This window comes from Sphingomonas sp. PP-CE-1A-559, from assembly GCF_004340965.1.
Taxonomy (GTDB): Bacteria; Pseudomonadota; Alphaproteobacteria; order Sphingomonadales; family Sphingomonadaceae; genus Sphingomonas.
In genome coordinates this window covers 94,307-118,440 of the sequence record NZ_SLYA01000001.1, presented here as the reverse complement: position 1 = coordinate 118,440, position 24,134 = coordinate 94,307, and the positions used below count along the sequence as shown (strand labels likewise).

16 protein-coding genes are annotated in these 24,134 nt (G+C 67.1%); 4 read left to right on the top strand and 12 right to left on the bottom strand.

Annotated features, from left to right (window positions below):
- Positions 1-44: 44 nt before the first annotated feature.
- The 3 genes from prsR to C8J42_RS00485 are packed head-to-tail and all read right to left on the bottom strand — an operon-like array spanning position 45 to position 4,847.
- Complete coding sequence (gene prsR, locus C8J42_RS00495) at positions 45-1,403, bottom strand: PEP-CTERM-box response regulator transcription factor (RefSeq protein ID WP_133018530.1); 1,359 nt, start codon at positions 1,401-1,403, stop codon at positions 45-47.
- Positions 1,400-3,439 (bottom strand): XrtA/PEP-CTERM system histidine kinase PrsK, encoded by a 2,040-nt coding sequence (gene prsK, locus C8J42_RS00490; protein WP_243643965.1) that lies wholly within the window; start codon positions 3,437-3,439, stop codon positions 1,400-1,402. Before prsK ends, prsR begins: the two co-directional genes overlap by 4 nt.
- Positions 3,440-3,458: 19 nt before the next feature.
- Complete coding sequence (locus C8J42_RS00485) at positions 3,459-4,847, bottom strand: TIGR03013 family XrtA/PEP-CTERM system glycosyltransferase (RefSeq protein WP_056484844.1); 1,389 nt, start codon at positions 4,845-4,847, stop codon at positions 3,459-3,461.
- Positions 4,848-5,008: 161 nt separating this feature from the next.
- Here C8J42_RS00485 and C8J42_RS00480 point away from each other — a divergent pair, with 161 nt between their 5' ends.
- Entirely contained in the window at positions 5,009-6,097 is a 1,089-nt protein-coding gene (locus C8J42_RS00480) for a mannose-1-phosphate guanylyltransferase/mannose-6-phosphate isomerase (RefSeq protein ID WP_133018529.1), read from the top strand.
- A gap of 45 nt (positions 6,098-6,142) precedes the next feature.
- Here C8J42_RS00480 and C8J42_RS00475 read toward each other — a convergent pair whose 3' ends face one another.
- The gene (locus tag C8J42_RS00475) at positions 6,143-6,322 is read right to left on the bottom strand and encodes a hypothetical protein (protein WP_132833366.1); all 180 of its coding nucleotides are present in this window, start codon (positions 6,320-6,322) and stop codon (positions 6,143-6,145) included.
- A gap of 238 nt (positions 6,323-6,560) precedes the next feature.
- Here C8J42_RS00475 and C8J42_RS00470 point away from each other — a divergent pair, with 238 nt between their 5' ends.
- Entirely contained in the window at positions 6,561-8,375 is a 1,815-nt protein-coding gene (locus C8J42_RS00470; protein WP_133018528.1) for a DUF885 family protein, read from the top strand.
- A gap of 528 nt (positions 8,376-8,903) precedes the next feature.
- Here C8J42_RS00470 and C8J42_RS00465 read toward each other — a convergent pair.
- The 8 genes from C8J42_RS00465 to C8J42_RS00430 form a co-directional block, all read right to left on the bottom strand.
- Entirely contained in the window at positions 8,904-11,207 is a 2,304-nt protein-coding gene (locus tag C8J42_RS00465; protein WP_133018527.1) for a glycoside hydrolase family 3 C-terminal domain-containing protein, read from the bottom strand.
- A 269-nt stretch (positions 11,208-11,476) separates the two neighbouring features.
- Positions 11,477-15,016 (bottom strand): hydantoinase B/oxoprolinase family protein, encoded by a 3,540-nt coding sequence (locus C8J42_RS00460; protein WP_133018526.1) that lies wholly within the window; start codon positions 15,014-15,016, stop codon positions 11,477-11,479.
- A 7-nt stretch (positions 15,017-15,023) separates the two neighbouring features.
- Positions 15,024-16,085, bottom strand: coding sequence for a PLP-dependent cysteine synthase family protein (locus C8J42_RS00455; protein ID WP_133018525.1), 1,062 nt, complete (start codon positions 16,083-16,085; stop codon positions 15,024-15,026).
- Complete coding sequence (locus tag C8J42_RS00450) at positions 16,082-18,115, bottom strand: M3 family metallopeptidase (RefSeq protein WP_133018524.1); 2,034 nt, start codon at positions 18,113-18,115, stop codon at positions 16,082-16,084. The genes C8J42_RS00455 and C8J42_RS00450 overlap by 4 nt, the downstream gene beginning before the upstream one ends.
- 10 nt (positions 18,116-18,125) lie before the next feature.
- Entirely contained in the window at positions 18,126-19,532 is a 1,407-nt protein-coding gene (locus C8J42_RS00445) for an L-serine ammonia-lyase (protein WP_133018523.1), read from the bottom strand.
- A gap of 55 nt (positions 19,533-19,587) precedes the next feature.
- Entirely contained in the window at positions 19,588-20,466 is an 879-nt protein-coding gene (gene nudC / locus C8J42_RS00440; RefSeq protein ID WP_133019160.1) for an NAD(+) diphosphatase, read from the bottom strand.
- Between the two features lie 5 nt (positions 20,467-20,471).
- On the bottom strand, positions 20,472-21,824 hold the full coding sequence (locus tag C8J42_RS00435; protein ID WP_133018522.1) for a serine hydrolase domain-containing protein: 1,353 nt from the start codon (positions 21,822-21,824) through the stop codon (positions 20,472-20,474).
- The gene (locus C8J42_RS00430; RefSeq protein ID WP_133019159.1) at positions 21,821-22,837 is read right to left on the bottom strand and encodes an A/G-specific adenine glycosylase; all 1,017 of its coding nucleotides are present in this window, start codon (positions 22,835-22,837) and stop codon (positions 21,821-21,823) included. The genes C8J42_RS00435 and C8J42_RS00430 overlap by 4 nt, the downstream gene beginning before the upstream one ends.
- A 59-nt stretch (positions 22,838-22,896) precedes the next feature.
- Here C8J42_RS00430 and C8J42_RS00425 point away from each other — a divergent pair, with 59 nt between their 5' ends.
- Both C8J42_RS00425 and C8J42_RS00420 read left to right on the top strand, forming a co-directional pair.
- A complete protein-coding gene (locus tag C8J42_RS00425; RefSeq protein WP_133018521.1) occupies positions 22,897-23,460 on the top strand; it encodes a DciA family protein in 564 nt (187 codons plus the stop codon).
- On the top strand, positions 23,460-24,125 hold the full coding sequence (locus C8J42_RS00420) for a thioredoxin domain-containing protein (RefSeq protein ID WP_133018520.1): 666 nt from the start codon (positions 23,460-23,462) through the stop codon (positions 24,123-24,125). The genes C8J42_RS00425 and C8J42_RS00420 overlap by 1 nt, the downstream gene beginning before the upstream one ends.
- The last annotated feature ends 9 nt before the right edge of the window (positions 24,126-24,134 follow it).

Genomic DNA, 24,134 nt, shown 5'->3' with positions numbered 1-24,134 from the left:
TCAGCAACGGATAACGATGCGTGTGCGTCGCCGCGGATCCGGTCTCAGGCATGGAGATCATAGCTTTTCAGGAGGTCGTACAAGGTCGGACGGCTGATCCCGAGCAACCGCGATGCGCCCGAGATATTGCCGTCGGCACGCGCCAGCGCCTGGCGGATCGCTTTCCGGTCGGCGAGTTCGCGAGCCGCGCGCAGGTTGAGCGCGGCGGCCTCCTCGCCCTTGCCGTCGAGGTCGAGATCGGTCGCCGTGACGAGCTTGCCGTCGGCCATGATGACCGCGCGCTTGATCCGGTTCTCCAGCTCGCGGACGTTGCCGGGCCAGCCCCAGCCGTCGATCGCGGCGCGCGCATCAGGGGCCAAGCCGGTGACGACGGGGTTCATCGTGCGAGCATAGCGCGTGACGAAGTGCCGCGCGAGCAGCACCGCATCGCCGGTCCGCGCGGCCAGTGCCGGTATCCGTACGACGATCTCCGCGAGCCGGTAATACAGATCCTCGCGGAACCGCCCATCCGCAACCATCGCATCGACGTTCTGGTGAGTCGCGCAGACGATGCGCGTGTCGACCGGGATCGCCTTGCGCCCGCCGACCCGCTCGATCACGCGCTCCTGGAGGAACCGCAACAGCTTCACCTGGAGCGCGAGCGGCACGTCGCCGATCTCGTCGAGGAACAGCGTACCGCCCGCGGCCTGTTCGATCTTGCCCTCGGTGGTCTTCACCGCGCCGGTGAACGCACCCTTCTCGTGACCGAACAGCTCGCTTTCGAGCAACGTTTCGGGGATCGCCGCGCAGTTGATCGCAACAAAATTCCCCCGTGACCGCGGCGAAGCATCGTGCAGCCCGCGTGCGAGCAGTTCCTTGCCGGTGCCGCTCGCCCCGAGCAGCATCACCGAGACATTGGCCGGCGCGACTCGCTCCAGCGTTCGGGTTACCACCGCCATCTCGGGCGAAGCGCTGATCAACCCGCCGAACCCGCCCGCGTCGATCCGCGCGGCAAGCCTGCGATTCTCGGCCTCCAGCGCATGGACGTGAAAGGCACGGCTGACGATCATGCCGAGCGCATCGATGTCGATCGGCTTGGCGTAGAAGTCCCAGGCGCCATCCGCGATCGCCTGCAACGCACTGTCGCGCGCGCCGTGCCCTGAGGCGACGATCACCTTGGTATCCGGCTTCATCGCGAGGATATCGCGCAGCGTGGCAAACCCTTCGGTGACGCCGTCGGGGTCGGGCGGCAGGCCAAGGTCGAGCGTGACGACCGCGGGCTCATGCGCGCGCACCGCATCGAGCGCCTGCGCCCGATCGCTCGCGACGACGATCTCATACCCCTCATACGCCCAGCGCAATTGCCGCTGCAGCCCGAGGTCGTCCTCGACGATCAGCAGGACGGGCCGCTCGTTTCCACTCACGCCGCCACCTCCAGCGCCGCAACTGCGGGCAGGAGAATGCGGAAGCGCGTGCCCTCACCCTCCCGGCTCGCGACGTCGAGCGCGCCACCCATCGCGTGCACCAGTTGCCGCGCCTCGAACGCGCCGATCCCGAACCCCGCGGGCTTGGACGACACGAACGGCTTGAACAGCTGGTCGCGGACGAAGCCCGGCGTCATGCCGCAGCCATGGTCGATCACGTCGATCGCGACCTGTTCGCCGATCGTCTCGACCGCCAACAGGACAGGCGCATCCGCAGCGCTAGCCTCGACCGCGTTCTGGACAAGCTGTCCCAGCACCTGTTCGAGTCGGGCCGCGTGCCCCAGCGCGCAGGCGGGACCGCCGCGCGCGACGATCGGATGCTGCGCCTTGCGATCGGCCGCGACTCGCTCGACGATGGTGGCGACGTCGATCGGCTGAAGCGGTTCGCCGCGGACGGGTCCGTGCTGCGAAAGTCGGGCGAGCAGCGCGTTCATGCGATCGGACGAATCCTTGAGGGTGGCGACCATGTCGACGCGAAAATCGGGGTTATCGGCGTGCCGTTCGGCGTTGCGCGCGACCAGCGTCAACTGGCTGACGAGGTTCTTGATGTCGTGCAGGATGAACGCGAACCGGCGGTTGAACTCATCGAACCGGGCGGCATCGGCGAGTGCCGCATGCGCGCGATCCTCCGCCAGATAACTCGCCGCCTGCCGCCCGGCGACCCGGAGCAGGTCGAAATCCTCCCAGTCGAGTGCACGGTCGACCGGCGGACGGGCCAGGACGATCGCGCCGACCAGCGTGCCCCCGTGGACCAGCGGCACGATCGCCCATGCCTCGGGACATTCGCGGAGCCAGTCGGGAACGCTCGCCATGTCATCGCCCGGCGCGGTGCCGGCGCGGACCCGGTCCAGTTCGACGATCCGCGCGTCCTGCGCGAGATACCTCGCCAGAGTTTCGTCGCGCGGACCATCGGCCGCTCCCGCCCAGTTCCACGTCGCGCCCGGCCCCAACGACGCCCCATCGGGCACCAGCAACAGCCCCCCGGGCGAGTCGGTCAGGTCGGCGATCGACTTCACCACGCGACAATCGAGCGACTCCGCACGCGAATCAGGTCGACCCAGCGTATCGGTGAAGCGCTGCCACTCGGCACGATAGTCATAGCGATGGCGAAACAGATGCTTGGCCACCTTCACCTTCGCCCATGCCCGCAGCCAGGGCGTCAACAGCAGCGCCACCACCATCGCGGTCGCGCCGAACACGATCGCCGTCTGCGCCACCCGCGCATACGGTCCGGCGAGGCTGGCGACGACGGCGGTCGCGAACGCGGTGATGCCGACGTAGAGGACCAGCGCGATCGCCGACAACGCACGCACCGCGATCGGTCGCGACAAAGCGAGCGTCCACTCACCGCTGCGATGCACACCGACGACCAGCAGCGCGGCGACGCCGATCATCGCGATGCCCCGCGCGACGATGACGATCGGCGCTGCCACCGTAGAAGTATAGTCCGAGGCGGACACCAGCAGGTCGACGCCCCACATCGCGGCAAGCGCCAGCATGACCAGTCGGACGCCGCCCCGCGACGCCGGCGCCGCCTGATACAGGTGATGGGTGAGGACCAGCGCGCTCACCGCCCCCATCATGCCGAGCATTTCGCGCGCGGCCGCAACCGCGGCGAACGCCTCATCATGCACGACGGCAACTTCCAGGAAGGCAAGCAGCGCACCCGTCACGGCGAGCGTCATCACCACCAGATACACCGCGTTCAGCGCCCGGTTACCCGTACGATCGCGTCGCACCAGAGCCAGCATGAACCCAAGCCATGCAATATCGCGACCGCTCGCCGCGACGCGGGTCGCCATGTCCTGCGCGCCGATCCCCGCGACCGCGAGCGCCCACAGGCTCGTCGCGATCAACGCCACCAGCAACGCCCGATGCGGCCAATGCCCACTCGGTCGCCGCATCTGCCCGAGCGCGGTTGCGCCGAACAGCAAAGCGGCCAGCGCATGGCTCCACAGGACCAGGGTCCCCATCATGCGCGGTGCGACGCGACGATCACCGCGCGCCCGCCGGCCACAAAACCACGCGGAGAGTCTGCAACAGGATCAGCATGTCGAGGAACGGCGAATAATTCTTCGCGTAATACAAATCATATTCGAGCTTGTGGCGCGCATCCTCGATCGACGCGCCATAGGGATAATTGATCTGCGCCCAGCCGGTGATCCCGGGCTTCACCATATGCCGCTCGGCGTAGAACGGCAGCTGCTCCTCGAGCTGCTGGACGAACTGCGGCCGTTCCGGACGCGGGCCGACGAAGCTCATCTCGCCCTTCAGCACGGTCCAGGTCTGCGGCAGTTCGTCGATCCGCACTTTCCGGATGAAGCGACCGATCCGCGTGATCCGTGGATCATCCTCCGCCGCCCAGACCGCCTTGCCCGCGACCTCGGCGTCCTGCCGCATCGACCGCAGCTTCAGGATGTCGAACCCCTCGTTGTACAGCCCGACGCGACGCTGGCGATAGAAAGCGGGACCCTTCGACTCGAGCTTGATCGCGATCGCGGTGAGCAGGATGATCGGCAGCGTGACGACCAGCAGCAGTCCGCTGGCGACGATATCGAACGCGCGCTTGAACACGCTCGACAGCATCCGGCTGGAGGCGAACCCGTCGGAGAAAATCAGCCAGGACGGGTTGACGCTCTTCAGGTCGATGCGTCCCGTCTCGCGTTCGAGAAAGCTCGATATCTCGCTGACCTGCACGCCGGTGGTGCGGACGCGGAGCAAATCCTTCATCGGCAGGGCGTTGCGGCGTTCGTCGAGCGCCAGCACGACCTCGCTCGCATTCTGGTCGACGATATGCGCGGCGAGATTGGGGATGTCGGCGCGCGGCATCGCGCCCTGGACCACCGGGTCCGCCTCGCCCATCAGGACGAAGCCCGCGACGACGAAGTTGACGCCGGGTTGCGCAGCAAGCGTCTCGATCCGCGCGGCGCGCGTCCCGGCGCCGAGCACGACGATCCGCCGCTTGAACGTCTCGCCCCCGAGCGTCTTCCCCAGCACCGCGCGGACCGTGACGAGCAGGACGGTCGCGATCACCGTCGCGTAGAGCAGGTTCGATCGCCACAGCGCGAGCGGGGGCACGAGGAAGAAGATCAGTGACAGGAACATTACGCCCAGCGACAGCGCGACAGCCAGCCGCGCGGCAGCAAAACGCAGCGACAGGAACGACGCGACGCCGTACGCCCCTACCGCGACCAGCGAGACCTGCAGTGCGAGCGCGAACGTCAGCAACTGCGCGATCCGGGTATGGATCGGGCCGACCTCCATGCCGATCTGATGCGCACGGACGATCCAGCCGATCTCCGCCGACGCGATCAACAACACCGCATCGACAAGGCCGAGCAGGAGGACCGCATAGGGTACGTAATGCTTGAAGAGCCGTATCATCGTCCGCTATCCCGACGCACCAGTGTAAACGCTTCCGACACCTGAACGCCACGTTTCGCAGTAAAACACCAAAAAAGCCTGAAGACTGCATGCCAATCCGATCATTCGGCGATTGGCGCGCGAAATTGCCACGTTATAGCTCGGCGCCAGCAGGAGGCTTCATGACCGCACGTAAGATCGTTCCCGTTATTCTTTCAGGCGGTTCGGGCACGCGCCTCTGGCCTATGTCGCGCCCTGAGATGCCCAAGCAGATGCTGGCGCTGACCGCGGACGAGACGATGCTGCAGCTGACCGCGGGCCGCGCGTTCGGCGATCGCTTCGCCGCACCGATCGTCGTCGCCAATGCGCGTCATGCAGACCTCGTCGAACAGCAGCTGGCCGAGGCCGGTGCAACCCCGCAGGCGTTGATCCTGGAGCCGATCGGCCGCAACACCGCGCCCGCCATCGCGCTCGCCGCGATTGCCGCAGGTGGCGGCGGCGACGCGTTGCTGGTGATGCCGTCGGACCACGTTATCGGCGATGTTGCGGCATTCCACGCAGCGATCGAAGCAGCGATGCCGCTCGTCACCCAAGGGTGGCTGGTCACATTCGGGATCGCACCAGACGCGCCCGAGATCGGCTATGGCTGGATCCAGATCGGCGACGAGCTTCAGCCCGGCGTCAACCGCGTCGCGCGGTTCGTCGAGAAGCCGCCGCTCGACAAGGCACAGTCGATGCTCGCCAGCGGCGACCATGCCTGGAACGGCGGCATCTTCCTGTTCCTCGCCGACGCCTATCTCGAGGCGCTCGCACAGTTCGATCCGGGCATCCTGACCGCCACGCAGGAGGCGATGGACAAGGCGCGTACCCAGGGCTCGCGGATCTACCCCGACGCCGTCGCGTTCGCCGCCTCGCCCGACGACTCGATCGATTACGCGGTCATGGAAAAGGCCGACCGGGTCGCGGTCGTGCCGGTCGCGATGGGGTGGAACGACGTCGGCAGCTGGGACGCGCTGCACGCGATCAGCGACACCGACGGCGACGGTAACGCGCACCGCAGCCACGGCGACGGCGATGTGCTGGCGATCGATACGAAGAACTGCTTCGTCCGCAGCGACGGCGTCCGCGTCTCGCTGGTCGGCGTCGAGGACCTGATCGTGGTCGCGAGCGGCAACGACGTACTGATCATGCCGCGCGGCCGCAGCCAGGAAGTAAAGAAGCTCATCGAGGCGATGAAAGACGCTGCGAAGAACACCGCGCCGACCAGCTGAGGTCAGGACATAGAATCGGTCCGGCCGCGCGCCGGACCGATCGAATTACGGTTTCTTGCGGGTCTTCGGCACCTGCGACAGGCGCGTGAGCAGCGTCGGGATGTCCTCGGTGATCATCGTGTCCGTGGGAGTCTGCCAGGACGAGCGCAATCTCTCGCCGACATCATGCAATCGTGCGCCGGCTTCACGCCTGCCGGCTTCACGCCTGGATGTCTCGTCTCGCACGTCTACCTCACCTACGCATACACCCGACGGCATCCTTCGGGGGGGTAAGGACACCGCCGGGCTCTCGGGTCAAACCGACGATATCCGCGCTTGTTCCGGCAGTTTCCCGCGGTTTCGCCATATGCGCATGTTTCGCGCCGGTTCCGGCCGCAGACGCGTCGAAATTCCAGTTTCCGAAGCGCTGGCGATCCGGACCGAGATCGGCTTAGATGCGCCAAAGTTCACGGGAGAATTCGTCATGGATCGTCGCCAGTTCCTCGCATCGGGAGGCGTCGCCGCGCTCGCCACAACGCTGCTGCCGTCGTCGGCCTTCGCGCAGTCGAGCGGCGACACCGCGCTCAACGCCGATTTCGAGCGGATCTTCCAGGCGAGCGTCGCGCGGTCGCCCGAGCTCGCGACGTCGCTTGGCCTCGACAAGGGGCCGCTAGCATCGCTGAAGGGGCAATTGTCGCCACGCACACCCGACAAGCGCGCGCGCGACGTCGCCGAGACCAAGGCCGCGCTCGCCACTCTCGCTCGCTACGACGGCGCAGGCCTGTCACCCGCCGCCAAGCTCAACCTCGAAGTCGTGCGCTACTCGCTCGCCACGCAGATCGCAGCGCCCGAGAAGTTCGGCATGGACAGCCCGATCCGTCCCTACCGGATCTTCCAGCAGGGCGGCGCCTATTTCCAGGTGCCCGACTTCCTCAACACCGCGCACACGATCAACGCCACCCCGGATGCCGAGGCGTATCTGTCGCGGCTCGACCAGTTCGGCACGGTGCTCGACCAGGAAAGCGCAATGCAGCAAGCGGAGGCGGCACGCGGCCTGCTCGCACCCGGCTGGTCGCTCGACCTGACGCTCGGCCAGATGCGGAAACTGCGCGGCCAGCCGGCGGCGACGTCGAGCATCGTCCAGTCATTGGTCAAGCGCGCCGCGGCGAAGGGCCTGACCGACGACTGGCAAGCGCGCGCTTCGAAGATCGTCGAGGGCAAGGTCTATCCCGCGCTCGACCGCCAGATCGCGCTGATCGAGCGGCTGAAACCGACCACCAAGCCCGGCGACGGCATCTGGCGCGTGCCCAATGGCGACGCGATCTACGCGATGGCGCTGAACCAGGCGACCACCACGACGATGAGCCCCGACGAGGTCCACCGCATCGGCCTGGCGCAGGTCGCGGAGATCACCGCGCAGCTCGATACGATCCTGAAATCGCAGGGCTTCACGACCGGCACGGTCGGCGAGCGGCTGGCGAAACTGAACGTCACGCCGGACCAGCTCTACGCGAACACCCCGGAAGGCCGCACCGAACTGATCGCCGGCCTGAACGACGGCATCAAGGCGATGTATGCAAAGCTGCCACAAGCGTTCTCCGAAGTGCCGACGCAGCCGCTCGAGATCCGCGCGGTCCCGGTCGAGATCCAGGACGGCGCATCGAACGGCTATTACAACCGCGCCTCGCTGGATGGCAGCCGCCCGGCGATTTACTTCGTCAATCTGAAGGACGTCGGCGACTGGCCGAAATACACGCTGCCGTCGCTCACCTATCACGAGGGCGTGCCGGGGCATCACCTCCAGATCAGCCTCGCGCAGGAATCGAAGGACATTCCGACGCTGCGCAAGATCGGCTTCTTCTCGGCCTATTCGGAAGGCTGGGCGCTGTACGCGGAGCAACTCGCCGACGAACTCGGTGCCTATGCGTCGCCGCTGGAGCGCGCCGGGTATCTCCAGTCGTTCCTCTTCCGCGCGACGCGACTGGTGGTCGATACCGGCATCCATGCGAAGCGCTGGAGCCGCGAGAAGGCGACCGACTACATGGTCGCGACGACCGGCTTCGCCCGGCCGCGCACGCAGCGCGAAGTGGAGCGCTACTGCACGCAGGCAGGCCAGGCCTGCAGCTACAAGGTCGGCCACATGGCATGGACGCGCGCACGGATGAAGGCGAAGGCGGCGCTAGGCGACAAGTTCGACCTGAAGCAATTCCACGACATACTGAAGGAAGGCGCAATGCCGCTCACGATCCTGGAACGCCGCGTCGACGAGCGGATCGCGGCGATGAAGGCGCGGGGTTGAGCCAAGCCGCCTAATCCTCCCCCGGCAGGGGGAGGTGGCACCGAAGGTGACGGAGGGAGACACGGAACGCCGGTGTCACCTACCTCCCCCTCCGTCACCTTCGGTGGATATCCCTTTTGAGCAAGTGAGATTTGTTTCCCCGCGAAGGCGGGGATCCAGCCTGGCTCCCGCCTTCGCGGGAGAACAAGGAAGGGTATCGTGCCGCGCAACCGCCGACACGTACTTGCTCGAAGGGCATAGGCACCATTACCTTCGGCGCCACTTACCCCAGGTGGGAGAGGATTAGGGGCGGAACTTGATCGCCCCTTCCAGTTGGCAGGTCTCTTCTCTTGCTCTTATTGAGGAGGGACCTGGTCAAGCCCTCGCCCCCAACCCCGTTCGTGCCGAGTAAAGACCGAGTAGCCTTTTGGCGTATCGAGGGCTCACATCGAGGTACAGGTTCCGCGCGGAAACCCGTCCCTCGATACGCCGTCTCGATACGCTCCTACGAAGCTGCTCGCCGCCTACTCGGGACGAACGGACGAACCCTCACTTCCCCCCACGATCCAGCGTCTGCGCCGCAATCCGCACCGTCACCGTCTGCACGACATCCGCCGCCGACGTCGCCAGCATCACCTTGTAGTCGCCGCCAGCGATCTTCCACCCGCCGCTCGCGACATCGAACGTCGCCAACAACCGCGGGTCCACCGTCACCGAAACAGCCTGCTCGGCCCCCGGCGCGAGATCGACCTTGCGGAAAGCCCCGAGCCGCTTGGGCGCCTCCCAGCCCGCACCCGACACATAGACCTGCGCGACCGCCTTGCCCTGCACCGCACCGGTGTTCTTCACCGAGAAACCGGCCTTGATCCCCTTGCCCTCAGGCGCCGCGGTCAAACCATCCATCGCGAAGCTCGTATAGGAAAGCCCATAGCCGAACGGAAACAGCGGCTTCGCGCCGGTCTTGTCGAACCACTTATAACCGACTGCCGCACCCTCGATGTCGTAATTGCCCATTGGATGCGAATCGCGGTCGAGCTTCGGGTCACCCTCAAGCTTCGGGCGCGGGATCTGTGCAAGCGACGCCGGGAAGGTCGCAGGCAGATGCCCCGACGGATTGATCTCACCGGTCAGCACGCGCGCGATCGCCTCGCCGCCAGCCGTACCCGGATACCACGCCTCCAGCACCGCCCCGACCTTGCCGAGCCACGGCATCACCACCGGGCCACCGGTTTCGAGCACGACCACCGTCTTCGCGTTCGCCCCCGCGACCGCGTCGATCAGCGCGTTCTGGCCAGCCGGCAGGTTCAGGTCGGGCACGTCGAACGACTCGCCCGTCCATTGCTCGCCGAACGCGACGACGACGTCCGCTTTCCGCGCCGCCGCGGCCGCCGCCTTGACGTCCTTGCCGTCGAGATACGTCACGGTCGCGCCGGTCCGCGCCTGCAACGCCTTCATCGGCGACGACGCGTGATAGGTCTTCGGCCCCGGGAACCCGCTCGGGAACTCGTCCGCCACGATCAGGCCATTGGCCGGGGCATTATGCGAATAGACCTGGCTCGAGCCACCGCCCGACAGCACGCCGACATCGGCATGCGCGCCGATCAGCAGGATCGACTTCGCCGTCTTGGCGATCGGCAACAGCCCCGCGGTGTTCTTCAGCAGGACGATGCCCTCTTCCGCGTCCGCGCGCGTCACCGCGGCATGGCCGGCGTAATCGATCGTCGTGGCGCGATCACCCGCCACGACCTTGTCGAACGCTCCTACGGAAAACATCCCCCACAGTACGCGCCGCGCCATGTCGGTCGCGCGCGCTTCGCTGACATGGCCGTTGTTGACCGCCTCACGCAGTGCATCGGCGAAATACGCCGAGCGATCGAACGCCCAGCCGGACTGCTGGTCGAGCCCGGCATTGGCCGCCTCGCTGGTCGAATGCGTCGCGCCCCAGTCGGACATTACATAGCCCTTGAAGCCCCAGTCGCGCTTTAGGACGGTGTTGAGCAGCCAGTCGTTCTCGCACGCATAATGACCATTCACGCGGTTGTACGAGCACATCACCGAGCCGGGCTGACCGACCTCATTGGCGATCTCGAACGCGAGCAGGTCGGACTGGCGCGCAGCCTGTTCGCCGATCTTGTGATCGATGTTGTTGCGGTTCGTCTCCTGCCCGTTGAACGCGTAATGCTTCATCGTCGAGACGACGTGCTGCGACTGGATCCCCTTGATCTCGTGCCCGGTGATGACGCCTGCCAGCAACGGATCCTCACCGCCATATTCGAAATTGCGGCCGTTGCGCGGCTCGCGCGTCAGGTTCATCCCGCCCGCAAGCTGCACGTTGAAGCCCGACAGGAATGCCTCGTTGCCAATCATCGCGCCGCCGGCCTGAGCCAGCTCGGGGTTCCAGGTCGACGCGGTAGCGATCCCGGAGGGCAGCGAGGTGCGTAAGCGAGGCGTCGGCCCACGCTGGCTAGCGACACCGACGCCAGCATCGGTCTGCCACTGGCTCGGGATACCGAGCCGCGGAATGCCGGGCACGATCCCAGCGGACGCAGCCAGCCCGTCCTTGGGATAGACCCAGTTCTTGACCGGCGTCTTCAGCCAGTCGGCATTGGTCGCAAAGTAACCGAAGGTGAGCTGCAGCTTCTCGTCGAGCGTCATCTCCTTGAGGAGCAGATCGACGCGCGCATCGGCGCTCAGCGCGGTGTTCATCCACGGCCGCGCCTTGGGGGCCTCGGTCCGCGCCGCCGCCGCACCGGGTGCATTGTTGGTCGTCTGCGCCACGGCGGGCGCGGCGATCGCCAGCACCGATCCCGCGAGCAAACGGACGAACAGGGCGCGGGAACGGGATGCGGTCATGGGCTTCACTTTCAGACTGATCGAATGCCGTGTGTGCCGCGTTCGTCGCGTTACCGCAACCAGCCGTCGCAAGGGCTCCCCTCCCTGAAAGGGAGGGGTTGGGGGTGGGTCGGTTTCCAGATCGTGGAACGTCGACGACCCAAGCCGGCCTACCCACCCCCGCCCCTCCCTTTCGGGGAGGGGGCAGAAGGAGGCGCAATGCTCTACCGAACGTCGGCAATCGCCTCCGCCATCAGCCGAAAGTCCTTCCCCGCGTGGCGCGGGTGCGATCAGGCCTGACCGAAGCCACCCCCGCCGGGCGTCTCGATCACGAACACGTCGCCGGCGTGCATGTCGACCTTGGCGGTCGAGCCAAGCCGTTCGACGCCGCCATCCGCGCGCTCGACCGATGCCGAGCCGAGCCCGCCACTGTCACCGCCGGCCATCCCAAACGGCGGGATGCGGCGGCGGTTGGCGAGGATGCAGGCAGTCATGTCCTTGAGAAACCGGACGCGACGCGTCGCACCGTCGCCGCCGTGGTGCGCGCCTGCCCCGCCCGAGCCGCGGCGGATCGAGAATTCCTCCAGCAACACGGGGAAGCGCGTCTCGAAGATTTCCGGATCGGTCAGCCGGCTGTTGGTCATGTGCGTCTGGATCACCGACGCGCCGTCGAAGCCGGGACCCGCACCTGCTCCCCCCGCGATCGTCTCGTAATATTGGTGCGTGTCGTTGCCGAAGGTGAAGTTGTTCATCGTCCCCTGGCTCGCGGCCATCGCGCCGAGTGCGCCGAACAGCGCGTCGGTGACGACCTGACTCGTCTCGACGTTGCCGGCGACGACGGCCGCCGGATAGCGCGGGTTGAGCATCGAGCCTTCGGGCACGCGGATCGTCACGCCGCGCAGGCAGCCGTCGTTGAGCGGCACGGCCTCGTCGATCAGCGCACGGACGACGTAGAGTACGGCGGCACGGACGATCGAGACCGGGGCGTTGAAGTTGGTTGGGCGCTGGTCGCTGGTGCCGGCGAAGTCGACCTCCATCGTCGCGGCCGCGCGATCGATGCGGACCGCCACGCGGACCACTGCGCCGTCGTCCATTTCGTAGGCGAACGCGCCGTCGTCGAGTGCCGCGATCAGGCGGCGGACGGCGGCGTCGGCGTTGGCCTGGACATGCTCCATATACGCAGTGACGACGTCCGTGCCGTATTCGTCGGCCAGCCGCGTGAGACCGGTCGCGCCGCGCGTACAGGCGGCCAACTGCGCGGCGAGATCGGCGATGTTCTGGTCGATGTTGCGCGCTGGATAGGGGCCGCCGGCGAACACGGCGCGGAGTTCGGTTTCGAGGAAGCGGCCTTCATCGACAACCAGAAGATCGTCGAGCAGCACGCCCTCTTCCTCGACCGAGCGGCTTTCGGGCGGCATCGATCCGGGGGTGATCCCGCCGACGTCTGCGTGATGACCGCGAGCGGCTACGAAGAAGGCAGGCGTGTCGTCGTGTCCTGCAAAGACCGGCATGATCACTGTGATGTCGGGGAGGTGCGTGCCGCCACGATACGGCGCGTTGAGCGCGTAGGCGTCGCCGCGGCGGATACCGCGGCCGTCTGCGCGGCAGCCTCGTGCGTCGATGATCGTGCGGATGCTCTCGCCCATCGAGCCGAGGTGGACCGGGATGTGCGGGGCGTTGGCGACGAGGTTGCCGTGCGCGTCGAAGAGCGCGCAGCTGAAGTCGAGCCGCTCGCGGATGTTGACCGAGGCGGCGGAGCGCTGGAGTGCGGCGCCCATCTCCTCGGCGATACTCATGAACAGACCGGCGAAGATGGCGAGGCGCACCGGGTCGGATTCGGTGCCGACGCTGGCGCCGATACGGGGGGCGATCCGGTCGAGGATCAAATTGCCGATCGGATCGACGCGCGCGCGCCAGCCGGGCTCGACGATGGTGGTCGAGACGCTGTCGAGGATCAGCGCGGGGCCGTCGATGGCGTGGCCGGAGGGCAGGCCTTCGCGGGCCAGGACGGGCGTGTCGTGCCACGCACCAGCCATGTAGACGGGGGCGACGGACAGGGGCGGGGCTGGCTCGTCGGGGAACATGACGAGCGCGGCGTCGATCGGCGGACTCTCGGCGATGGCTTCCGCAACAATTCGGTCGGCGATCAGCAGCGCTTCGCTGGCAAAACCGAACTGCGCGATGTGTGCCGCGTCGAACGCGGCGATCATTGCGGCCGGTTCGTCGAGATCGAGTTCGATGGTGTGGTCGGTCTGGCCTCGGCGCAGATGCACTCGGCGTTCGATCCTAACCTCGTCCGCCGTGACACCCTGCGCGACCAGTGCTTCACGGGCAGCCTCCGCCAGCTCGTCCAACGCAGCGGCGATCTCAGCATAATTCGCGAACGCAGCACCCGAGGTCGCCTCCCGAAGGACCCGACGATCGGCCAGCCCCATCCCGTACGCCGACAGCACCCCGGCCAGCGGGTGGATCATCACCCGGTCCATCGCCAGCGCATCGGCGACGAGGCACGCATGCTGCCCTCCGGCTCCACCGAAGCACGCCAGCGTATAGCGCGTCACGTCATGCCCGCGAGCAACGGAAATAGTCCGGATCGCGTTCGCCATGTTCGCCACCGCGACCGCGACGAACCCTTCCGCCGCGACCTGCGGATCGAGCGGCAGTTCCGCGAACCGGGCAGCCACCGCCTCGGCGTCGAGCGGCCGGTCGCCCGCCGGTCCGAACAGCGCCGGGAAGAATTCGGGGCGCACTTTGCCGAGCATCACGTTGCAGTCGGTCACCGTCAGCGGCCCGCCTCGACGATAACATGCCGGCCCCGGCACAGCGCCCGCGCTCTCGGGCCCCACGATCAACCGCTCGCCATCGAACCGACAGATCGAACCGCCGCCCGCCGCGACGGTATGGATCCGCAGCATCGGCGCGCGGATGCGGGCACCGGCGATCAGCGTCTCGGTGTCGCGTTCGTAAGTGCCGGCGTAGTGCGAGACATCGGTCGAGGTGCCGCCCATGTCGAAGCCGATGATGTGCTCGAACCCGGCCTCACGCGCGGTCGCGGCCATGCCGACGATGCCGCCCGCCGGCCCCGACAGGATCGCGTCCTTGCCGCGAAAGCCTGCGCCGTCGACCAGCCCGCCCGACGACTGCATGAACAACGCGCCCTGCCCCAGCGCCTCGCTCAGGCCCGCGACATAGCGATCGACGACCGGCGACAGATACGCATCGACGACGGTCGTATCGCCGCGCCCGATCAGCTTGATCAACGGCGCGACGCGGTGGCTGACCGAAATTTGCGTGAAGCCGATCTCGGTTGCGATTGCCGCCAGGGCCTCCTCATGCGCGGTGAAGCGATATCCGTGCATGAGGACGATCGCGATGGCGCGCAGGCCGCTGTCGAATGCCGCCTGTAAACCTGCGCGCGCCGCATCGGTATCAAGCGGACGGAGAACATCGCCCTCCGCCCCGACCCGCTCGTCGATCTCCACGACATGCGCGAACAGCGGCGGCGGGCGGTTCACGTCGCGCGCGAAGATGTCGGACCGTTCCTGGTGGCCGATCAGCAAAGCATCACCGAACCCGCGCGTGATCGCGAGGCAGGTCGGCTCGCCCTTGCGCTCGAGCAGAGCGTTGGTCGCGACCGTCGTGCCGATCCGCAGTTCGAGCGGGACTTCCGCCCCGCCCGTCAGTCGCCGGATCGCCTCGACCGCGGCGTCACCGTAGCGCTCGGGATCTTCCGAGAGCAGCTTGGCGGTAACAATCCGCCCATCCGGTTGCCGTGCGACGACGTCGGTGAACGTGCCGCCGCGATCGATCCAGAACTGCCATGTGGTCATCGGTTACTCAGCCCAGAAATTGCGTCATCCGCGCCGCCGCCCCGGTCCACGCGACCCCGCGATCGTCGAGCCATGAATCGTCGTAATAGGTGCAGCCATAGCGGTCGCCGCCATCGCACAACAGCGTGACGATGCTCCCCGTCTCGCCCGCCGCCGCCATCTCCTCGACGATCTGCGCGCACGCCCAGAGGTTGGTCCCGGTCGAGCCGCCGACGCGCCGGCCGAGTCGGTCGGACAGCGCGCGCATTGCGCCGATGCTGTCGGCATCCTCGACCGCGATCATCCGATCGATAACGCTCGGCACGAAGCTCGGCTCGACGCGCGGCCGCCCGATCCCCTCGATCCGCGACGCGCATCCTTCGGGCAACGCGACAACAGAGCGGTCCTCGAAATGCCGGTGGAACACCGAGTGCACCGGGTCCGCGACGCACAATTTCGTGTCGTGCCGGCAGTACCGGATGAACCGCCCGATCGTCGCCGACGTGCCGCCGGTCCCCGCGCCGCAGACGATCCAGGACGGGCACGGATGCTCCTCCTCGGCCATCTGCGCGAAGATGCTCTCGGCGATGTTGTTGTTGCCGCGCCAGTCGGTCGCGCGCTCGGCATAGGTGAACTGGTCGAGATAATGCCCGCCGGTCTCGGCCGCCAAGCGGTGCGAGACCGCGTAGACGGTGCGCGGATCGTCGACCATATGGATCTCGCCCCCGTGAAAGCGGATCGCGTCGAGCTTGGGCTTGGCGGTCGTCGCGGGCACTACGGCAATGAACCGCAGCCCGAGCATCCTAGCAAAATACGCCTCCGACACCGCAGTCGATCCCGACGAGGATTCGATCACCGTCGTCTCCGGCCCGATCCATTCGTTGCACAGCGCGTACAGGAACAGCGACCGCGCGAGCCGGTGCTTGAGGCTGCCGGTCGGGTGCGAACTCTCGTCCTTCAGGTACAGCACGATACCGGGGTATCGCGGCAGGTCGACGCGGATCAGATGCGTGTCGGCGGACCGGTTATAGTCCGCCTCGATCCGCCGCACCGCCTCCGACAACCAGCGCCGGTCGACGCGTTTTGTCACCCTTGCAGCCCGTGACGGACCAGCATCGCGGTCGGCTCGGGATCACGCCCGCGGAATGCACGGAAGCTCTCCGCCGCAGGTCGCGTGGCACCGCTCGCGAGAACTTCCTCACGGAACCGGTCGCCGGTCTTGCGATCGACCAGGCCAGCCTCCGCGAACGCCTCGAAGCCATCCGCCGCGAGCAATTCCGCGTAGAGATAGCTGTAATAGCCCGACGCGTAGCCGCCTGCGAAAATATGGCTGAACGCGTGCGGGAAGCGGTGCCATGCAGGCGGCCGGATCACCGCCACTTCGTCGCGCACCGCCTCGATCACCTCGATCGGATCGCTGCCCATCGTGCCGAGATGCAGCAGCAAGTCGAACAGCGCGAACTCGACCTGGCGCAGGATGAACATCCCCGCCTGGAAATGCCGCGCCTTCACCATCCGCTCGAACAGGTCTGCGGGGAGCTTCTCACCGGTCTTGTGGCCAGACATGCCGGTCAGCACGTCCTTGTCCCAGGCGAAATCCTCCATCAGCTGGCTCGGCAGCTCGATCGCGTCCCACTCGAAGCCATTGGTGCCGGCGATGCTCGGCCGGTTCACCTTGGTGAAGAGCAGGTGGATGCAGTGGCCGGTCTCGTGCAGCAGCGTCGTCACGTCGTTGTGCGACAGCAAAGACGGCGTCTCGCCCCCATCCGGCGCGAAATTGCAGACAAGATACGCGACCGGCACCGTCACCGTATTGCCGTCGTGCAGCCGAGGCCGCGCCTGCGCCATCCACGCGCCGCCACGCTTGCCGGTGCGTGCGTGCAGGTCGAGGTACAGCCCCGCGAACACCGTCCCGCTCTCGTCCACCACGTCGAAGAACCGCGCGTCCTCGTGGTACAGCGAGACGTCGTCGCGCTCGACGAGCTTGATGCCGAACAGCCGCTGCATCAGCGTCTGCCAGCCCTCCATCACGCGCTCGACGGGGAAATACGCCTTCACCACCTGCGCATCGACCGCATAGCGATCCTGCCGCAACCGGTTCGACACGAACCCCGCATCCCAGGGCTCAAAATCGGCGATCCCGAGTTGCTCGACGGCAAACGTCTTCAGCTCGGCAAGGTCGCGCTCCGCCGCCGGCTTCGCGCGCCGCGCCAGATCGCGCAGGAACGCGATCACCTCGGCGCCGTTCGGAGCCATCTTGGTCTCCAGCGACCACGCGACCGGATCGGTGAAGCCGAGCAGCTTGGCACCCTCGTGCCGCAGTTCGAGGATACGCGCGATCCGCGCGCTGTTGTCGAACTCGCCCGCGTTGGGCCCCTGGTCCGACGCGCGCGTCGCGAACGCGCGATACATGCGGGCGCGCAACTCGCGGTTCTCGGCGAAGGTCAGCACCGCGTTGACGCTCGGCTGTTGCAGCGTGACCAGCCAGCCCGCCTGCCCCTTCGCCTTGGCGGCATCCGCGAACATCGCCTTGTCCGCGTCCGAGATCCCCGCGAGATCGGCCTCGTCCGTCACTAGTTCCGACCACGCATCGGTCGCATCGAGCACCGCGCTGCCGAACTCGTTCGACAACCCCGACAGCTCGACCGAAATCTCGCTGAACCGGTCGCGTGCCTCGGGCTCCAGCGCCACGCCCGACAGCGTGAAGTCGCGGATCGCCTGCTCGACCGCAACCCGGTCCTCAACGGGCAAGTCGGCGAACTCGGGCGACACGCTCAGCGCCACGAACACCTCGTACAAATCGCGGTTCTGCCCGACCTTCATGTCGTTCTCGACAAGCCGCTTCTGCCCCTCCGAATACGCCGCGCGCAGTTCGGGCGTGTCCGCGACGCCGTGCAGATGCGACACCGCCGACCAGATCGCGCCGATCTCGGTATTCGCGCGCTCGTATGGCAGCCATGCCCCCGCGAAATCGGTCGGCCGCGCAGTCGTCAGCGCCTCGACCATTGCCTCATGCCGCGCGATCGCCTCGTCGAGCGCAGGCGCGATCTGGTCGGGCGACAGTTCCGCGAAACGGGGCAGCGACAGCGTATCGAGAAGCGGGTTCGTCGGGGCAGTCATGGGAAATCCTTCAGCATTCGACGACGTTGACGGCCAGGCCACCAAGCGACGTCTCCTTATATTGCGAGCGCATGTCCTCACCGGTCTGGCGCATCGTCTCGATCACCGCATCGAGGCTGACGATATGGCGACCGTCCCCCCGCAGCGCCAGATACGCGGCGTTGATCGCCTTGATCGCACCCATCGTGTTGCGCTCGATGCACGGGATCTGGACCAGCCCGCCGATCGGATCGCAGGTGAGCCCGAGGTTGTGCTCCATGCCGATCTCGGCCGCATTCTCGATCTGTTCGTTGGTCCCGCCGAGCGCCGCGACCAGCGCCCCCGCCGCCATCGAGCACGCGACGCCGACCTCGCCCTGGCAGCCCATTTCGGCGGCCGAAATCGACGCGCGCTTCTTGTAGAGAAACCCGATCGCCGCCGCCGTCAGCAGGAAGTCGTGCGCGCCCTTCGCCGTCGGGTCCTTGGTGAACGTCTCGTAGAAGCGCAGCACCGCCGGCAACACGCCCGCCGCGCCATTGGTCGGCGCGGTCACGACGCGGCCACCCGCAGCATTCTCTTCGTTCACCGCGAGCGCATACAGGCTCACCCATTCGAAGACCGCAGACGGATCCGCCGCAGTATCGCGCGCCTGCAACCCCTCGAACAACGCCTTCGCCCGACGCGGCACCTTCAGCCCGCCCGGCAATATGCCCCCCTGCCGACACCCACGATCGATCGACGCGAACATGGCGCCCCGCACCGCATCGAGGAACGCATCGGTCTCGCTCTCCGGCCGCCACGCAATCTCGTTCTCACGGACGATATCGGCGATCGTCATCCCCGTCGCGTCCCCGGTCGCGAGCAGTTCCGCGCCCGACGAAAACGGCCGCGGCAACAGGATGTTGGCCTTGACCGGCCCAGACCCCGCCTCGACGATCGCGCCGCCACCGATCGAGAAATAGGTCCGCTCGACCTCGCGCCCGTCGCCGAACGAGGCGGTGAAGGTCACCGCATTGGGATGCCCCGGCAGGAAGATCTTAGAATGAAACAGGAGGTGCTGGCTTTCCTCGAACCCGATCTCCACCCGCTCGGCCAGCATCAGCCGTCCGCTAGACCGGATCGCCGCAAGCCGCACCGGGATCAAGTCGGGATCGATCGTCTCCGGCTGCGCACCGCTCAGGCCCAGCATCACCGCGCTGTCGGTCGCATGCCCCCGCCCGGTCAGCGCCAGCGAACCAAAGAGGTCTACGCGCACCGCCACCGGCTTCTCGTCCGCAACCAGATCGGCGAACAACCACGCCGCGCGCATTGGCCCGACGGTATGCGAACTCGACGGGCCGATGCCGATCGTGAACAGGTCGAGGATGCTGATCGCCTGGTGGCAATCGGGGCGAGCGCGAGTCTGCTCGTCCGGGCGATCAAAGGTCAGCGGAGTCATGCATCGCCGTTACGAGACTATACCCCGCGCCGTCCATCCGAAGCTGACGCAGCGCCTATTCCCCCGCCCATTCCTTGAGCAGCGTATACGCGATCGCATAAGGCGGCGGCGCCACGAACGGCCCCTCCTCCCCGCGCAACACCGCACGCACCATCTCGCGCGGCACCCACATCGCATCCTCGAGCTCGTTCACATCGAGCGTGATCGCATCGTCCTCGGCCTCCGCGACGCACGCCATCATCAGCGATGATGGAAACGGCCAAGGCTGGCTGGCGACGTACCGGACCTTGCCGACCCGCACGCCCGACTCCTCGAGAATCTCACGCGCGACCGCCTCCTCGATCGACTCGGCCGGCTCCACAAAGCCGGCAAGCGCGGAATACCGTCCCGGCGGCCATCCCTTGCCGCGCCCGAGCAGCGCCCGCCCGTCATGCTCGGCGATCATGATCACCACCGGATCGACCCGCGGGAAATGCTCGGTCCCGCAGTTCGGGCACTTCCGCGCCCACCCCGCCCGGAACATTTCGGTCGGCGATCCGCACTTCGCGCAGAAACCATGCCGGACATGCCAGTCGATGACACTCCGCGCACCCGCATACGTCGCTGCCTCACCCGGCGCGAGCGCGGCCAGCACCGCCATCAGCGCGGGCGAGCGCATCGCCGGCGCGTTGTCGACGCGCATGCCCGCCAGCAGCGCCGCGAAATGCGGCCGCCCGGTCTCGTCGAGCCCAAGCAGAATCGGCTCGGCATCGTCGGGCATGTCCGCCATCGACGTCCATGCCAGATGACCGTCGTCGGTCGTGCTAGGCAGCAACCCGTCGAGCACCAGCAACCGCGCACGCCAATCGCGCTGCGCCGCCGCCAACCCTTCCGGATCGTGCCGCAGCGCATCGGACCGGTCGAGCGTCCCGCCCGTGAACCCAGGTGCCTCCATCACGCTCATCGGCGCAACCTCGCCGCATCCTGGAGCAACGCCGCGACGACCTGCTGGCGGAGCGGTATCCGGTCCGCCGGGAAGTAATTGACCATCACGTTGCCGCGCGAATGCTTCGCCGGATCGACCCATGCGATCGTGCCCGCCGCACCACCCCAGGCATAGGTGCCCTTGCCCGGCCCGTTCGGCGTATCCGCGAGCACGACGGAACCGCCCGCGCCGAAACCCATGTTGCTCCCCTGCGTACCCCCGGTGCCGCCACCGACTCCGCCGAACATGACGCCCGCCGGCAACAGGTTCGACGTCGCCAGCGCGATCGTCTCGGGCTTCATCACGCGCACGCCGTCGAGCGTGCCGCCGTCCTGGATCATGTGCAGGAACCGGTCGTAGTCACGCGCCGACATCACCAGGCCGGCGCCGCCATACGGAAAGCTTGGCTTCTGCAGGAACACCGAGTTTGCTGCCGGATCGAGCGGCGTCCGCGTGTCGCCGACGAACGCATAGTTGGTCGCCAGCCGCCCGACCTCGCTCTGCGGCACCTGCCAGAAGCTCGACCTCATCTTCAGCGGATCGAACAGCCGCGTCTGGACGAACCGCTCGAAGCTCATGCCGCTCGCGACCTCGATCACGCGGCCCATCACGTCGAGCCCGATCGAGTAGCTCCACTTGGTCCCCGGCTCGGCGATCAGCGGCAGCGTTGCGACGCGGTTGGCGAACTCCTCGAGCGATTTCGGCCGGACGGGCCGCATCTTCTCTTCCATCGCCGCACTGACCGACAGCGGCAGGATCCCGAGCCGCTCATATTCCTTGAGCAGCGGCCCCTTTGTGACGATCGTGTAGCCGAGCCCCGCGGTGTGCGTCAGCAGGTTGCGGATCGTGATCGGCCGCGTTGCCGGCCGCGTCGCGAGCGACGTGTCGGGGCTGGTCGCAACCTTCATGTCCTTGAACGCCGGGATATATTTGCTGACCGGATCGTCGAGGTTGAGCTTGCCGTCCTCGACCAGCATCATCGCCGACATCCCCGTGATCGGCTTGGACATCGAATAGACGCGCCACAGCGAATCGGGGCCGGCGGCGGGTGCGTTCGGATCGTCGCTGATCTTCCCGGCAGCGGGGAACAAGGTCGGGCCTTCGCCCACGCCGAATGCGCCGACGATCCCCGGCATCTTGTTCTGCGCAACGAGGCTATCGAACAACTTAGTGGTGGCGGGTAGCAACGCGCTCACCGGGATCGTCATCCGCGGCGTAGGACGAGCCTGCGGACTAACCTGCGGACGCGGTTGCGCCTGTTGTGCATAGGCCGTGGCAGCAGCCAGCGCAGCAAGTCCGCCCGTCGAAATCCAGTGCACCAGTTTCATGCAACTCTCCGTATGGCCTTACCGGCCTTGGCGAAAACGGTCGGGAGGCCGGCGGTATCCAGCTCGTCGATCGGCCACCATTCGCTCGCCGTTGGAACGCGCGGTTGATGCGCCTCGACCGTCGCCACCGCAAGCGTCAGTTGCAGATCGAAATGCGTAAATCCGTGCGCGACGGTCGTGTCCAGCATCCGCCAATCCGCCTGCGCCGGCGCGTCCTCGAAACCGGGTGCGGCCTCACCCCAGGGCCCGGTCGGAAACGCCCGCATCCCGCCGAGCAAACCCTTGTCCGGCCGCCGCACCAGCAACACCTGCCCGTCGCGTTCCAGCCAGAATATCGTCCCGTACCGCTGAGGCTTGGCCGTCTTCTTCGCTTTCACCGGCAACCGCTCCGGCGCGCCCTGCTTGAAGCCTTCGCAGAACTCACGGATCGGACACAGCAGGCATTTCGGCGCGCGCGACGTGCAGATCCCCGACCCGAGATCCATCATCGCCTGCGCAAAGTCGCCCGCCCGAGTATCCGGCGTGATCGAGTCCGCTGCCACCCGAATCGCAGGCCGCGCCGCCGGCAAGGGAGTCTGAATCGCAAACACCCGCGCGACCACCCGCTCGACATTCGCATCGACCACCACCGCGCGCTCGCCAAACGCGATCGCCGCTACCGCCGCCGCGGTATACGCACCCAGCCCCGGCAGCGCGCGCAGCTCCACCTCGGTCCCCGGAAATACGCCGCCATGCTCAGCGACCACGGCCTTCGCTGCCTTCACCAGATTACGCGCCCGAGCGTAATACCCAAGCCCCGCCCACGCCGCCATGACATCGGCGTCATCCGCCACCGCCAGACTCGCGAAATCCGGCCACCGCGCGGTCCACGCCAGGAACCGCGGTGTCACCGCCGCCACCGTCGTCTGCTGCAACATCACTTCCGACAGCCACACCCGGTACGGATCGACCGCCTCGCCCGACTTCGCGCGCCACGGCAGGTCGCGACGGTGCGCGTCATACCAGTCGAGCAGGGCACCGGAGACCGAAGAGCGCTTGGCGTTCACGCGTCGCCTATGGCATGGGATTGCGGATGAGCAAGCCGCCCGTTTCCACGGCCAAACCCGCGACGCCCAAGCCGGCGACGAAGCGCGTGAAAGGCAGGACCGACCCAGACGCCCCGCGTGAGAATCGCTCGCGCGCGGTCGCCGAGCTGTTGCCCGCGATCGGCGGCGCGGCATTCCGGCGATTCGGCTTCGTCCAGTCCTCGATCGTCAGCCGCTGGCCCGAGATCGTCGGCGCGAAACTGGCCGGCGCGAGCATCCCCGAATCGATCCGCTTCCCGGTCGGCAAGAAGCAGGACGGCGTCCTGACCCTTACCGTCCGCGGCGCACACGCACCGATGATGCAGCACATCGCGCCCGAGATCATCGAGCGCGTGAACCGCTTCTTCGGCTATGCCGCGATCGTGAAGGTCGCGATCCGCCAGGGCGAGGTCGCCGCACCCGTTCCACGCAAGGCGCCGCCATCGATCCGCCCGGTCCCCGTCGATCTCGGTATGAGCCTGAAGGGCATCGCCGATCCGGAACTGCGCGCCGTCCTCGAATCCCTCGCCGCCGGCGTCGCCTCGACGCACGGCCTTCCCAGGATCAACTGATGCGCATCCTAATTGCCGTCTTCGCCCTCTTCCTGCTGACCGGCGCCGCGCCCAAACGCGACTGGTCGCAGACCGCGCGCATTCTCCCCTCGGGCGCCTACCTGATCGGCAACCCCGCCGCCCGCGTGAAGCTCGTCGAATACGCCAGCTACACCTGTTCGCACTGTGCCGACTTCTCGGTGAAGTCCGAGCCCGTGCTCAAGCGCCAGATGATCGCGTCGGGCTCGACCAGCCTCGAAGTCCGCAGCTTCATCCGCGACCGGCTCGACCTGGCCGCAGCGATCCTCGCCCGCTGCACCGGCCCGAAAGGCTTCTCCGCCACCTCGTCCGCGATCTTCGCCGCGCAGCCGCAATGGCTCGAGCGCGGGATCGAATACCAGCAGGGCAACGCCGCGCGCCTGAACATGTACCCGGCCGCGGCCCAGATCCGCGCCAACGCCGACGGCTCCGGCCTGACCGCGTTCGTCAAGGCACGCGGGCTGTCGGACGCCGCGATAAACGCGTGTTTCGCCAACCAGCCCGAGATCGACCGCATCGTCAAACTGACCGCCGACGCGCCCAAGGAGATCGACTCCACGCCGACCTTCTACCTCAACGGCAGACTCGTCCCGCACGTCGGCTGGGAACAGCTCGAACCCGCGCTCCGCAAGGCAGGCGCCCGTTAATTCACGTGA

Coding starts and splice junctions, on each gene's coding strand:
- C8J42_RS00480 (WP_133018529.1), top strand. CDS start 5,009: ATGACCGCACGTAAGATCGTTCCCGTTATTCTTTCAGGCGGTTCGGGC.
- C8J42_RS00485 (WP_056484844.1), bottom strand. CDS start 4,847: ATGATACGGCTCTTCAAGCATTACGTACCCTATGCGGTCCTCCTGCTC.
- C8J42_RS00435 (WP_133018522.1), bottom strand. CDS start 21,824: ATGAAACTGGTGCACTGGATTTCGACGGGCGGACTTGCTGCGCTGGCT.
- C8J42_RS00460 (WP_133018526.1), bottom strand. CDS start 15,016: ATGACCACATGGCAGTTCTGGATCGATCGCGGCGGCACGTTCACCGAC.
- C8J42_RS00420 (WP_133018520.1), top strand. CDS start 23,460: ATGCGCATCCTAATTGCCGTCTTCGCCCTCTTCCTGCTGACCGGCGCC.
- C8J42_RS00465 (WP_133018527.1), bottom strand. CDS start 11,207: ATGACCGCATCCCGTTCCCGCGCCCTGTTCGTCCGTTTGCTCGCGGGA.
- C8J42_RS00445 (WP_133018523.1), bottom strand. CDS start 19,532: ATGACTCCGCTGACCTTTGATCGCCCGGACGAGCAGACTCGCGCTCGC.
- nudC (WP_133019160.1), bottom strand. CDS start 20,466: ATGGAGGCACCTGGGTTCACGGGCGGGACGCTCGACCGGTCCGATGCG.
- prsK (WP_243643965.1), bottom strand. CDS start 3,439: ATGATGGGGACCCTGGTCCTGTGGAGCCATGCGCTGGCCGCTTTGCTG.
- C8J42_RS00470 (WP_133018528.1), top strand. CDS start 6,561: ATGGATCGTCGCCAGTTCCTCGCATCGGGAGGCGTCGCCGCGCTCGCC.
- C8J42_RS00425 (WP_133018521.1), top strand. CDS start 22,897: ATGAGCAAGCCGCCCGTTTCCACGGCCAAACCCGCGACGCCCAAGCCG.
- C8J42_RS00450 (WP_133018524.1), bottom strand. CDS start 18,115: ATGACTGCCCCGACGAACCCGCTTCTCGATACGCTGTCGCTGCCCCGT.